Origin of the sequence: Microbacterium azadirachtae (genome assembly GCF_025583665.1) — a bacterium.
Lineage (GTDB): Bacteria > Actinomycetota > Actinomycetes > Actinomycetales > Microbacteriaceae > Microbacterium > Microbacterium azadirachtae.
The window spans coordinates 3,455,613-3,468,254 of sequence record NZ_CP099706.1 but is presented as its reverse complement, the minus strand read 5'-3'; the positions used below and the strand labels follow the sequence as shown (position 1 = coordinate 3,468,254).

Genomic DNA, 12,642 nt, shown 5'->3' with positions numbered 1-12,642 from the left:
TGTCCGCGCGGGCGGCGCCGTCAGACGATGGCGTGCGCCCGCACGGGGAACGTGCCGAACCCGGCCACGGCCGGGGGAGCGGCGGTGAACCGCGCGCCGCGGGCCGGGAGCGACCCCAGGCGGGTGAGATGCTCGACGACCGGGATCCCGGCCGCGAGCAGGAGCGAGTGCGCCGGCCGCTCGCCGCCGGACTCGGTGTCGTCGATGTTGATCGAGTCGATGCCGACGAGCGCGACGCCCGCGTCGACGAGCGCCGCGGCCGCGGCGCCGGTGAGGAAGGGTGCGCCGCGGCCGTACTCCGGTGTTCCGAAGAGCCGGTCCCATCCGGTGTGCAGCAGCACGGCGGCGCCGCGCAGGTCGCGATCGGCGAGGGTCTCCGGCGCGATGCCGCGCCGCTCGGCCGTCCACGCGTCGGTCAGGTGGAACACCTCCGCGGGGAGGTCGGCGAGCTTCTCGAGCGGCAGGGACGAGAGATCGCCGCCGCCGGCATAGCGGTGGAACGGCGAGTCGAGATACGTGCCGGTGTTGCCGATCATCGTGATGACGTCCATCGCGAACTCCGTGCCCGGCGCGTACTTCTCCCGCGAGTCGGCACGCGTGAGGAACGGCGTGATCTCGGGCGCGGGGAGCCCGGGATAGGTGATCAGTCCGGCGCGGATCGGGTGCGAGAGGTCGACGAGGCGCCGGTCGGCCGCCGCCGGCCGCGTCTCGACGCCCCGGCTGCCGCGGTGCGGCTCGGCGACGATCTCGAGGTCGCGCAGCGTCGCGGACTCCACGAGCGCCAGACCCAGATGGCGGACCAGGAGCAGCGCGATCGCGTCGGCGTCGAGGTCGGCGGAGGGCAGATCGAGGCGGAATCCGTCGCCGTGCATGCCGCCGCCGTTGGCGAAGGCGATGTCGAAGCCGAAGTGCGCGCGGTACTCGGGGGAGGTCATGACCCCAGTATGGCGAGGCTCGCGGGTCACGCGTCGAGGGCTGATCGCTCCCACCGGATGACGTGGTTGTAGAGGTGGTTGTTGCGGGTGTCCCGCGTCGCGCCGCGCAGGAACAGCGGCAGCAGCGCGTCCCGAAGGAGGACGGCGAGCTTCGACGAGGTCGCCGTCTTCTGCCGGCTGATCGCGCGGGAGTACTTCACGACGTCCTCCGCGCGGCGCTGCCGCAGCTGCTGGTAGCGGGCGAACGCCTGCTCGTGCGCCGTCAGATCGCGCAGGCACAGGGCCAGGGTCTCCGCGTCCTCCAGGGCGAGTGAGGCGCCCTGGCCCGCGCTCGGCGAGGTCGCGTGCACGGCGTCGCCCACGGCGACCACCCTGCCGCGGTGCCAGTGCGGCACGTGCGGCAGCTCGTAGATGCCGTAGGCCCCGACCGCGCCGGTCGCGTTGTCCAGGATCTGCGGCACCGGGTACGGATCCTCCGAGTGCACCGCCCGCAGCTCGTCGAGCCACGTCTCGCCGGGCACTGCGCGGAGGGCATCGCGGTCCATCTCCGCTCTGGCCGGGTTCGCGAACCAGTAGACGGTGCCGTCGTCGCGCACCAGATATCCGAAGAACCCCCGTGTGCCGAACACCATGTGCTGCGTGAGCGGGGTGGGCTCGAGCCCGTCGACGCGGGCGAACCCGCCGATGCTGAGCAGTCCGCTGTACGCGGGATCCGGCGCTTCGGGATCGATCCATCGCCGGGTCGGGGATCCGACGCCGTCGCAGCCGATGAGGATGTCGCCGGTCGCCTGCGAGCCGTCGGCGAAGTGAGCAGTGACGCCGTCGGGCGTCTCCTCGATGCGCTCGAGTCGGGCTCCCCAGGTGAGGGGGATGCCGGCGTTCTCGGTCGCTTCGCGCAGCACGGCATTGAGCCATTCGCGTCGCACGACGACGCTGCCCCGCTCGGGTTCGCCGGCGGGGCCGTTCGGCACCGTGCCGAGCTTCCGGCCTCGGCCGCTGTGCATCTCCATGTACGGGCTCAGGTGGCCGTCTTCGAGCAGGCGCGCCTTCAGGCCGAGCGTGTCGAGAACGGCGAGGCCGTTGGTCGCGACGTTGAGGAAGAGGCCGCCGAAGGCGTCGGGTCGGTGGCGTGCCTCGAAGATCTCCGCCTCCCAGCCGGCACGTCGCAGGAAGAGGGCGGCGGCGGGTCCCGCGACCCCGCCGCCGATGATGAGCGCCTTGGGCATCGGTCCGGCCTTTCGCTAGTCTGGAGTAAGACAGAGAGTCTCGTTTTCAGAGTCTCTCGATAATAGAGAGAATAGCAGATGTCCGAACCGACCGCACGTCGTGCTGCTGCCATCGCCCGTCAGAGCGCGGCGATGCAGGAGTTCATGGCGCGCGCCGTGCTCTTCCAGCACGCCGTCGCGCGATCGGTCGGTCTCAACGGCACCGACCTGCAGGCCGTGGGCCTCCTGCTGAGCAGCGGTCCGGCCACTCCGGGCGAGCTCGCGGCGCGCACGGGGCTCACCGCCGGAGGCGCGGTCACCGCCATGATCGACCGGCTCGAGCGGGCCGGCTACGTGCATCGCAGCCGCGATGAGAACGACCGCCGCCGGGTGCTCGTGACCGCGGATCCGGATCCGATCCTCGCCGGAGTGGGGCCGGTGTACGGGCGGGTGGCCGAGCAGTGGAACGTCTACCTCGACACGCTCAGCGATGAGCAGATCGAGTTCGCGGCGGAGCTTCTGGCGCGTGCCGCCGAGGTCAACCGTGCGGAGATCGATCGCCTGCGCGGTGACGCCCGCGGCTGACGTCGACCGCACGAGAAGGGCCGCAGTCGCTCCTGCGGCTGCGGCCCTGTCGTCTGCGTCGGAGCAGGCGCTCAGTGGAAGAGGTCGAGCTTGCCGAACTTCTCGGCGAGGAGGTAGTAGACGGTGATGCGGCTCTTGGTGCGGTCCGCCTTCATCGTCTCCTTGACCTCGTCGAGCGCGGCGTCGAGCACGGCGTCCGACTCGGTGAGACCGAGCTTCTTCTTGAGGAAATTGGTCTTGACGGTCTCGACCTCGTCCTTGTCGGAGAAGGCGACGTACGCCGAGTCCTGGCTGTCCATGACGAGGCGGTAGGTCTTCAGCAGACCCGCGATCGCAGCCTCGTCGGCGTTGGGACGGTAGATCTTGACGTCAGCGGCCCAATCGGCCATGGGGAACTCCTTCGCTCCGGCTCGGCTCGGATGCCTCGCTCGCCAGAGATCCTAGACGCCGGAGCCATGGATGCGAAGAGGAAGTTCTTCCCTCGATCCCCTGCCCGCGGACGCGCCGTCCGCCTACCATGGCGAGGACGCCGGCCGCCAGGAACGAGGTTCGTGCATGAACACCGAGAAGAGCTCGCCCCCGCGGGTGCGCAGCTTCGACCACGAATGGCAGCACGCCATCCGGATGGCCTACGTCCGCGGTCCGGAGGGCATCATCGTCTCCCTCGCCGAGTCGATCGGCTGACGGCATCATGCGGATCCGCTGGCGGGGTGCCGAGACGGGAAGCACGGAGACGCTGGAGCTGTCCGTCGCGGCGGGCGGCGTGGATGCGACATCGGTCGTGGAGAGCCCTGGTCGCGTGATCCGCTATGCCGCCCGGCTGACGGAGCGGTGGGAGTTCGTGGATCTCACGGTCGAGGACGACCTCGACGGAACCCTGCGCCTGGCCCGATCGTCGGCGGGCGAATGGCGGGTGAACGATGTGCCGCGCCCCGACCTGAGTGCGGCGATCGACATCGACCTGTCCTTCAGCCCCTTCACCAACACGCTGCCGATCCGCCGTCTGGCCCTGGAGCCCGGTGAGTCCCGCGACATCGTGACCGCATACGTCACCGACGCGCTCGAGGTGCTGCCGGATCCGCAGCGCTACACCCGCCTGAGCAGCGAGCGCTACCTGTACGAGTCGCGGGACAGCGACTTCCGCCGGGAGATCCTCGTCGACGCCTCCGGCCTCGTGCTCGACTACCCCGGGCTGTTCGTGCGTGTGGCGAAGTAGCCCGTCTGCCGGACACGACGAAGGGCCCCCGCCGGCGGCGAGGACCCTTGTGCGATCGGAGGGGCTGACGGGAATCGAACCCGCGCTGTCTGCTTGGGAAGCAGAAGTTCTGCCATTGAACTACAGCCCCGTGCGTCAGGGACGCCTGGCCAGCATAACAAACGCCCGCGGTTCCGCGATCCGCCCTGCTTCATCGGGCGGTTTCCCTCCCCGCCGCGACTTTCCCTCCCCGTGCGGGTGCCGATGAGGGGAGGGAAACGAGGTGCGGGGAGGGAAACGCGCCGGCGGGAGAGCAGAGCGACCGCGCGCGGGGAGACCGCGCGCGGGGAGCCCGGGCGGGGACGACGTTCGGGTTATCCGGAATCATCCTCGCGGGTTCCCCGAGTCATCCTCCAGGCGGATGCGCCGGGGCACGGCGGCCGCATAGCGTCGAAGGCATGATCACCGCAGAGGGCCTCAGCAAGAGATACGGACCCAAGACCGCCGTCGACGACGTGTCGTTCACCGTGCGTCCCGGAACGGTCACGGGCTTCCTCGGCCCCAACGGCGCCGGCAAGTCGACCACCATGCGCATGATCGTGGGGCTGGACCGGCCGAGCACGGGCCGGGTGACCGTGAACGGCCAGGAGTACCGCGGGCTGCGGGCACCGCTCACCGAGGTGGGCGTGCTGCTCGACGCGAAGGCCGTGCACACCGGTCGCACCGCCCGCAACCACCTGCGCGCGATGGCGGCGACGCACGGGATCCCGGCGTCGCGCGTGGACGAGGTCATCGAGATCACCGGCATCGGATCCGTCGCGCGCAAGCGCGCGGGCGGCTTCTCGCTCGGGATGGGGCAGCGGCTCGGCATCGCCGCAGCGCTGCTCGGCGACCCGCACACGCTCATCCTCGACGAACCGGTCAACGGGCTCGACCCCGAGGGCGTGCTCTGGGTGCGCAACTTCGTGCGGCACGCGGCCTCCGAGGGGCGCACCGTGCTGCTCTCCAGCCACCTCATGAGCGAGATGGCGCAGACCGCCGACCACATCATCGTGCTCGGCCGCGGACGCGTGCTCGCCGACGCCCCGCTGTCGCAGCTCGTCGAGCAGTGGACGACCGCCCAGGTGCGGGTCCGCAGCCCGCGAGCCGTCGAGCTGGGCGAGCTGCTCGTCGCGGCCGGCGCCGTGGTCCAGGGATCCGGCCACGACACGATCGACGTCACGGGTCCGGAGGCCTGGTGGATCGGCGATCTCGCCGCGGAGCGCGGCATCGCGCTGCACGAGCTCACCCCCACGAGCGGCTCGCTCGAGGACGCCTACCTCGCCCTCACCGGCGACGCCGTCGAATACCGCACCCGCGCCGTGCCCGAAGCCGGCACCCCGATCCCGGAGGTGGTCGCATGAGCGCCGTCGCCCCCGCCGCCCCCGCTCTCGCGGGCGGCTACCGCCTGTCCCTGCCGCGGACGCTCCGCAGCGAATGGATCAAGCTCACGACGCTGCGCTCCACGTGGTGGTCGATCGCGATCACAGCCGCCCTCACGATCGGCATCGGCGTGCTCATCGCCTTCGCCCTCACCTCGTCGGGCCAGGCGCCGCGCGGTCTCAACGGCATCATGGCCGTCGTCTCCCCGATCCAGTTCACGGCACTGCTGGCCGGGATCCTGGGTGCGATCGCGGTCACCGGGGAGTACTCCACGGGCATGATCCGCTCCACCCTCACCGCCGACCCCCGCCGCGGTCGCGTCCTGGTCGCCAAGGCTGTGGTGCTCGCCGTCTTCCTGTTCCTTGCCTCGCTGGTCATGTTCGTGATCTCGGCGGTGCTCGTCTCGGCGATCCTCGGCGGGCACGGGCAGAGTCTCGAATGGGGGCAGCCGGACAAGGTGATCCTGCCGGTGCTCTCCGCCTCGGTCACGATGGCGGTGTGCGCGCTGATCGGCGTCTCGTTCGGCTTCCTGCTGCGCTCGGGCGCCGGCGCGATCGCGGCCACGGTGGGCCTGCTGTTCGTGCTGCCGATCATGTCGACCTTCTTCGCCTTCGCCGGCGAGTCGTGGAAGTGGGTGATGGACGCCGCGAACTACCTGCCGCTGTCGGCCGCGCAGAACGCGATCCTGCCCAGTGACACGGCCCCGCTCTCGGCGGGCGTGGCCTTCCTCACGCTCGGCGCATGGGTCGCCGCCGGGCTGCTCGGCTCCTGGGCGGTGCTGCGCTCGCGCGACGCCTGAGCCTCGGGATCCCTGGACGAAGCCCCTTCCGCCTGCGCGGAGGGGGCTTCGTCGAGCAGGGAGCGATGTGTCGGATGGCGCCGCATGCGGATGTGGTACTTGAGGACGACCCCGGCGCGCGCGTGATCCTCCCGGAAGCGGATGTGCTGGACCGGGTGCGGCCGGTTGGCTGAAGTCATGGCTCGTCGCAGGTCGCGGCAGCCGGGGTGCCCCGCGCCCGTGATCGCCTGGAGGATCCGTGACCCTGCTGACCCGACTCAGCCTCGCCAACCGCGCCGTCGTGGCTCTGTTCACGATCCTCATCGTGGGGGCGGGCCTGTGGGCCACCGGCAGCATGAAGCAGGAGCTGCTCCCGTCGATGTCGCAGCCGGCCGCGGTAGTGGTCGTGACCAAGCCCGGCGCCTCGGCCGAGACGCTCGACCACGACGTGGTGAAGCCGCTGTCCGATGCGCTGGGATCCGTGACCGGGGTGGACGAGGTGCGCGCGAGCACGTCGAGCGGCAGCGCGCAGCTCACCGTGAACTGGGCGTTCGGCCGCGACGACACCAAGATCCTGGCCGACCTCAAGACGGCCGCGACGGCCGCAGGATCCACCGCCGACGGCGTGCACACCGAGGTCTACGCCGGCAGTTCCGCCGACATCCCGGTGCAGAGCCTCGCCATCACGGCCGACGGCGACCTCGGGGCCCTGGCCGATCGGGTGGACAAGACCCTCGTCCCCGCGATCGAGCACGTGGCCGGCGTGCGCGCCGTGCAGGTCTCCGGACGCGTCGCCCAGCGGGTGCTCGTGACGCTCGACCCCGCGAAGCTGTCGGCGCGGTCGATCGACGCGTCCGCCGTGTCGGGGCTGCTGCGCACCGCGGGCGTCGTGGTCCCGGCCGGCACCAGCAGCGACGGGACGCGCGCGATGGCGATCGAGGTGGGCCAGGAAGGCACGTCGATCGAGCGGATCTCGGCGATGCCGATCCCGACCGCGAAGGGCCCTGTCGCGCTGTCCGAGGTCGCGACCGTCGAGCTCGCCCCCGTTCCGCAGAGCACCGTCTCCCGTGCGGACGGGCGCCCCGCGCTGAGCCTGACGATCACCAAGACCCCCGAGGCCAACGCCGTGCAGGTCTCGCACGCCGTCAGCGCCGCGGTCGGCAAGGCGCTGCCCTCGCTCGGCGGGCACGCGACGAGCACGGTGCTGTTCGACCAGTCGACGATGATCGAGAAGTCGACCCATGATCTCGCCGTCGAGGGCGGGCTGGGCCTGGTCTTCGCGGTCCTGATCATCCTCGTCTTCCTGCTCTCGCCCCGGGCGACCGTGATCACGGCCGTGTCGATCCCGCTGTCGCTGCTGATCGCGGTGATCGGGCTGCGCGTCGGCGGCTTCTCGTTCAACGTGTTCACCCTCGCCGCCCTGACCGTCGCGGTCGGCCGCGTGGTGGACGACTCGATCGTGGTGATCGAGAACATCGCGCGCCGACGGGGATCCGCACCGCTCACTCCCGCCGACGTGCTCGCCGCCGTGCGGCAGGTGGCCGGGGCGGTGACCGCGTCCACGCTGACCACCGTCGCGGTGTTCCTGCCGGTCGCCCTGGTCGGCGGCATGGCCGGCGAGCTGTTCCGGCCGTTCGCGCTGACCGTCACCATCGCGCTGCTGGCCTCCTTGCTGGTCTCCCTCACGATCGTGCCCGTGCTCGCGTACTGGTTCCTGCGCCGGCCGGCGCGGACCGCTGCCGCCGTCGAGGCGCCGACCGTCGCGGGTGAGCAGACGCAGGGAGGGTCGGCGGCGACGGGCTCCGAGGCCGCGCCGGTGCCGGCGAGCGCCGCGGTCGGACAGGAGCAGGCGCAGGCGGATCCCGCCGAGCGGGTCACGCGCATGCAGCGCGCCTACCTGCCCTCGCTCCTGTTCGCACTGCGCCGGCCCGTCGCGGTCGTGCTGATCTCGGTCGTGGTCTTCGCCGGCACGATCGTGGCAGCCGGATTCCTGAAGACCGACATGCTGGGCAGCTTCGCCGACGAGCGTGCGGTGACCGTCACCCAGACGATGCCCCTGGATGCCACGCTCGCCGTGTCGGACAAGGCCGCGACCGCGCTGGAGAAGAAGGTCGGCTCGCTGAAGGGCGTCGCCTCCTACCGCACCACCGCAGGCGAGCAGGGCGCGCCGGTCACCCTCGACGTCGTGATCGCGCCGGACGCGGATCCGGCCGTCGTGCTGCCGCGGATCCGCAAGGCCGTCGCCGCACTCCCGGACTCCGACCGCATCACCGTGTCGACCCAGGCGACGCAGACCACCTCCTCGTCGATCGACGTGATCGTGAAGAGCCCCGACGACAAGGCCCTCACGACCGCCTCCGAGAAGCTCACGGCAGCGCTCGGCAAGGTCCACGGCATCGGCACGGTCAAGAGCGACCTCGCGGCGGATCTGCCTGTGCTGAAGGTGTCGGTCGACGCGACCAAGGCCGCGGCGCAGGGCTTCACCACGGCCGAGGTGGGGGCCGCGATCTCGGCCGCCGTGCAGGGCGAGCGGCTCGGCACGGTGGGCATCGACGGCGCGGCCACCGACCTGGTCGTTCGGGCGCAGTCGACGGCGACGGATCCGGAGGCGGTGAAGGCGCTCGCGCTGCCGGTCTCGGCCCTGCAGGCCCAGAAAGCGCAGAAGGACGCGGCGGATGCCCTGCAGCGCGAGCAGGAGACGATGTCCGAGCAGGCGCGGGTCGACGCGCAGAACAAGGCGGATGAGCAGCTGTCGTCGCTCTACGACGCCCGTTCCTCGGGCGCACAGGATCTGATCTCGCTACGCGAGCAGCTCGCGCAGCTCCTCGCCTCGCCGCCGCCCGCCGACTCCCAGCCCGCGACGCAGGGGCAGCTCAGCGCCCTCGAGTACCAGAAGCTCGTGCAGCAGCTCACCCAGGCCGTCGCGGGGGCGGAGAGCGGCCTGAGCACCCTCGACGAGCAGATCTCCGCCGCGCGGGACGCGATGGCCGACGGAGCGCGCCAGCAGGCCGAGACCGACCGGCTGGCGCAGGCGCAGCGCGACCTCGAGCACGTGCGCGCGACCCCGATCCGCGTGGGCGACATCGCGACGGTGGAGGTCGTCTCGGCGCCCGCCACGATCACCCGGATCGACGGCGCCCGCGCGGTGACCGTCTCGGCCACGCCGGCCGAGGGCGCGGACCTCTCCACGGCCGCGTACGGCGTGCAGACCGCGGTGGCCGCCGTGCGCCTGCCCGACGGCGTGACCCTGGACGAAGGCGGCGCCGCCGCCGAGCAGGCGCAGTCGTTCGGCGAGCTCGGCGTCGCCATGCTCGCCGCGATCGCCCTGGTCTACATCGTGCTCGTGGCCACCTTCCGCTCCCTCGTGCAGCCGCTGCTCCTGCTGGTCTCCGTGCCGTTCGCGGCGACCGGCGCGATCGCGGGGCTCCTGGTCACCGGCACGCCGCTCGGCATCCCGGCCCTGATCGGCATGCTGATGCTGATCGGCATCGTGGTGACCAACGCCATCGTGCTCATCGACCTGATCAACGAGTACCGTCGCGCCGGCTCGGGGATCGACGACGCGGTCGTGCACGGTGCACGCCTGCGGCTGAGGCCGATCATCATGACGGCGTGCGCGACGATCTTCGCGCTCATCCCGATGGCCCTCGGCGTCACCGGGGGAGGGGCGTTCATCTCGCAGTCGCTCGCGATCGTGGTGATCGGCGGACTGGTCTCCTCGACCGTGCTCACGCTGCTGCTGGTGCCGGCGCTGGTCGTGCTGTACGAGCGTCGCCACGACCGCCGGCAGGCCCGGCGCGAGCGCCGCGCGGCCCGTCGTGCCGGCCGCGACGCGGGTGTGGAGGTGTTCGAGCGCGAGGAGGATCCTGCGCAGGACGCCGCTCCCGCCGCGGACGACCGTGGGAGACTGGCGACGTGACCGACGGCTCCGCGCGCGCCCTGGACCGCGCCGCGTCGCGCTGGCAGCGTCACCCGCGCGTCGCCGATGCGCTGACGACGCTCAGCTGGGTCGGGCTGACGCTCGTGCCGATGTTCACGGCGGAGTCCGCGGATCCCGGGATCCCGACGCGGCCGATCGGGCCGTGGGGGCTCGGACTGGGGATCGCGGTGGTCGCGATCGTGGCGACGGCGATGATGCTGCTCCGGCGCCGCAACCCGGTGCTGCTCTTCGTCCTCTCGCTGACGCTTCCGCTCGTGCTGCTGCCGCTCTCGCTGGACGTCGGGGCCTTCGCGGTCGCCTATGCGGTGTTCGCGATCGCCGTGTACGACCGGACGTCGCGTGCGTGGATCACCGGCGCGATCGCCTACGCGGTCACGGTGGCGCTGAGCATCGTGCATCTGCTCACGGGATTCGGCTTCGCGCCCGTGAGCCGCTCCGGATCCCGGTGGGACACCGCGCTGGCCTGGGTCGCGTTCGACCTGCTGCTGCTCCTGGTGGCACTGCTGTGGGGGCAGAACGCCGGCAACCGGCGCCGGTACGTGGCCGCGCTCGTGGAACGGGCCCGGATCCTGGAGCACGAGCGCGATCAGGAGGCGCAGCTGGCCGCCCTCGCCGAGCGGTCGCGCATCGCCCGCGACGTGCACGACATCGTCTCGCACTCGCTCAGCGTGATCGTGCGGCTGGCCGACGGCACGAGGGCCGTCTTCGACGCGGATCCGGATCGTGCCAGGGAGGCGGTGGGGCAGATCGGCGGCGTCGCGCGCTCCTCCCTCGACGAGATGCGGCGCGTGCTCGGGGTGCTGGAGCGGCCGACCGGGCAGGAGTCCGCTCGCAGCGGCACGGGGCTCGAGGACCTGCCGCGCCTGGCCGAGGTGTACCGCGGCATCGGGCTGCCGGTGCGGCTGGAGCTCGATCTGGGACAGTCGGAGCACGACGCCGGATCCGGCGCCGCGGATTCGCACGAAGTGCCGGCAGGGCTCCAGATGACGGTGTTCCGGGTGGTCCAGGAGTCGCTGACCAACGCGCTGCGTCACGCCGACGCGCCCACGCGGGTGCAGGTCGACGTGCGGGTCGCCGTGGACGCCGTGCACGCCGAGATCCGCGACGACGGCGCGACGGCGGCGGCGCCCGCCGACCGTGTCGGGCGCGGACTGCTCGGGATGCGCGAGCGCGCCGCGCTCTACGGTGGCGCGCTCGACGCCGGCCCCGACACGGCCGGCGGCTGGGCCGTGCGTCTCGTCCTGCCCCGGAGCGGCGCATGACCGCGGTGCGGGTGCTCATCGCCGACGACCAGGCGCTGATCCGGGCGGGCCTCGCGATGGTGCTGGGCGCGCAGCCCGACATCGAGGTGGTGGGCGAGGCGCAGGACGGCATCGAGGCCGTGGCGCTGGCGAGCGCGCATCGGCCGGACGTGGTGCTGATGGACGTGCAGATGCCGCGCATGGACGGCCTGGAGGCGACGAAGGAGCTCGTGACGTCGGGCAGCGGGATCCGCGTGCTCGTGCTCACGACCTTCGACCTCGACGCCTACGCGTTCGGGGCGATCGAGGCCGGCGCCAGCGGCTTCCTGCTCAAGGACTCGGACGCCGATGACATCGTCGCGGCGATCCGTGCGGTCGCCGCAGGCGACGCCGTGCTCGCCCCCCGGGTCACGTCGGAGCTGCTGCGGCGCTTCGGCGCCCTCAGCCGTGCCGCGGAGGAACCGGCGCGCCGGGCCAGGGACGAGGACCGCCGGGCCGCCGCGGCCCGGCTGCAGGTGCTCACCGACCGCGAGCGCGAGGTGTTCGACGCGCTCGTGCAGGGGCTGTCCAACGCGGAGATCGCGGAACGGCTGTGGCTGAGCGAGTCCACGGTCAAGACGCACGTCGGCAGGGTGCTGCAGAAGCTCGGCATGCGGGATCGCGTGCTCGCGGTGGTCTTCGCGTTCCGCAACGGCCTGACCGACCAGGGGTGACGGCACCGGCTACTCTGAAACCGTGCTGCTGAGCGACAGAGACATCCGGGCGGGGCTGGACGCAGGGCGGATCGGGCTGGATCCGCTCGAGCCGAGCATGATCCAGCCGTCGAGCATCGACGTGCGGCTGGACCGCTACTTCCGACTGTTCGACAACCACAAGTACCCGTTCATCGACCCGGCCGAGGATCAGCCGGAGCTGACCCGCCTCATCGAGGTCGACCCGGACGAGCCTTTCGTGCTGCACCCGGGCGAGTTCGCGCTGGGCGCCACGTTCGAGCAGGTGTCGCTCTCGGACGACATCGCCGCGCGCCTGGAGGGCAAGTCCTCGCTCGGTCGCCTCGGGCTGATCACGCACTCGACGGCGGGCTTCATCGACCCGGGGTTCACCGGGCACGTGACGCTCGAGCTCGCGAACGTCGCGACCCTGCCGATCAAGCTGTGGCCGGGCATGAAGATCGGGCAGCTCTGCTTCTTCCAGCTGTCCTCCCCGGCGGAGAACCCGTACGGATCCGGCCCGTACGGCAACCGCTACCAGGGGCAGCGCGGACCCACCGCGTCGCGCTCCTTCCAGAACTTCCACCGCACCGACGTCGGCATCACCGACGCGGGATCCACCGGCGGCTGA

General features: G+C 71.8%; 12 protein-coding genes and 1 tRNA gene. 9 read left to right on the top strand and 4 right to left on the bottom strand.

What is annotated here, in order from left to right; all coding sequences use genetic code 11:
- Nucleotides 1-20: 20 nt before the first annotated feature.
- Nucleotides 21-935, bottom strand: a complete 915-nt coding sequence (locus NFX31_RS16355; protein ID WP_262956278.1) for a cyclase family protein — start codon at nt 933-935, stop codon at nt 21-23.
- 26 nt (nt 936-961) lie between these two features.
- Nucleotides 962-2,161 carry an FAD-dependent oxidoreductase gene (locus NFX31_RS16350; RefSeq protein WP_045250870.1) on the bottom strand — a complete coding sequence of 400 codons (1,200 nt, stop codon included), beginning with the start codon at nt 2,159-2,161 and terminating at the stop codon, nt 962-964.
- Between the two features lie 78 nt (nt 2,162-2,239).
- Between NFX31_RS16350 and NFX31_RS16345 the strand changes: the two genes are divergently transcribed.
- Nucleotides 2,240-2,725: a MarR family winged helix-turn-helix transcriptional regulator gene (locus NFX31_RS16345; RefSeq protein WP_262956277.1), complete on the top strand. Its 486-nt coding sequence runs from the start codon at nt 2,240-2,242 to the stop codon at nt 2,723-2,725.
- Between the two features lie 71 nt (nt 2,726-2,796).
- Here the strand turns inward: NFX31_RS16345 and NFX31_RS16340 are convergent, their stop codons facing one another.
- A complete protein-coding gene (locus NFX31_RS16340; RefSeq protein ID WP_045250872.1) occupies nt 2,797-3,114 on the bottom strand; it encodes a DUF2853 family protein in 318 nt (105 codons plus the stop codon).
- A gap of 166 nt (nt 3,115-3,280) precedes the next feature.
- Between NFX31_RS16340 and NFX31_RS16335 the strand changes: the two genes are divergently transcribed.
- Nucleotides 3,281-3,409 carry a hypothetical protein gene (locus NFX31_RS16335; protein ID WP_258955370.1) on the top strand — a complete coding sequence of 43 codons (129 nt, stop codon included), beginning with the start codon at nt 3,281-3,283 and terminating at the stop codon, nt 3,407-3,409.
- A 7-nt stretch (nt 3,410-3,416) separates the two neighbouring features.
- Complete coding sequence (locus NFX31_RS16330) at nt 3,417-3,941, top strand: putative glycolipid-binding domain-containing protein (RefSeq protein ID WP_262956276.1); 525 nt, start codon at nt 3,417-3,419, stop codon at nt 3,939-3,941.
- A 59-nt stretch (nt 3,942-4,000) separates the two neighbouring features.
- Here NFX31_RS16330 and NFX31_RS16325 read toward each other — a convergent pair.
- A tRNA-Gly gene (locus tag NFX31_RS16325) sits at nt 4,001-4,071 on the bottom strand.
- A 307-nt stretch (nt 4,072-4,378) separates the two neighbouring features.
- On the opposite strand from NFX31_RS16325, the gene NFX31_RS16320 reads away from it, so the two are divergent.
- The 6 genes from NFX31_RS16320 to dcd all read left to right on the top strand — a co-directional run bounded on the left by NFX31_RS16320 (nt 4,379) and on the right by dcd (nt 12,642).
- On the top strand, nt 4,379-5,323 hold the full coding sequence (locus tag NFX31_RS16320; protein WP_045250874.1) for an ABC transporter ATP-binding protein: 945 nt from the start codon (nt 4,379-4,381) through the stop codon (nt 5,321-5,323).
- On the top strand, nt 5,320-6,141 hold the full coding sequence (locus NFX31_RS16315) for an ABC transporter permease (RefSeq protein WP_045250875.1): 822 nt from the start codon (nt 5,320-5,322) through the stop codon (nt 6,139-6,141). Before NFX31_RS16320 ends, NFX31_RS16315 begins: the two co-directional genes overlap by 4 nt.
- 238 nt (nt 6,142-6,379) lie before the next feature.
- Nucleotides 6,380-10,039: an efflux RND transporter permease subunit gene (locus NFX31_RS16310; RefSeq protein ID WP_262956275.1), complete on the top strand. Its 3,660-nt coding sequence runs from the start codon at nt 6,380-6,382 to the stop codon at nt 10,037-10,039.
- Nucleotides 10,036-11,322 carry a sensor histidine kinase gene (locus NFX31_RS16305; protein ID WP_262956274.1) on the top strand — a complete coding sequence of 429 codons (1,287 nt, stop codon included), beginning with the start codon at nt 10,036-10,038 and terminating at the stop codon, nt 11,320-11,322. Before NFX31_RS16310 ends, NFX31_RS16305 begins: the two co-directional genes overlap by 4 nt.
- The gene (locus NFX31_RS16300) at nt 11,319-12,014 is read left to right on the top strand and encodes a response regulator (RefSeq protein ID WP_045250877.1); all 696 of its coding nucleotides are present in this window, start codon (nt 11,319-11,321) and stop codon (nt 12,012-12,014) included. The genes NFX31_RS16305 and NFX31_RS16300 overlap by 4 nt, the downstream gene beginning before the upstream one ends.
- A gap of 22 nt (nt 12,015-12,036) precedes the next feature.
- Nucleotides 12,037-12,642 carry a dCTP deaminase gene (gene dcd / locus NFX31_RS16295; RefSeq protein ID WP_045250878.1) on the top strand — a complete coding sequence of 202 codons (606 nt, stop codon included), beginning with the start codon at nt 12,037-12,039 and terminating at the stop codon, nt 12,640-12,642.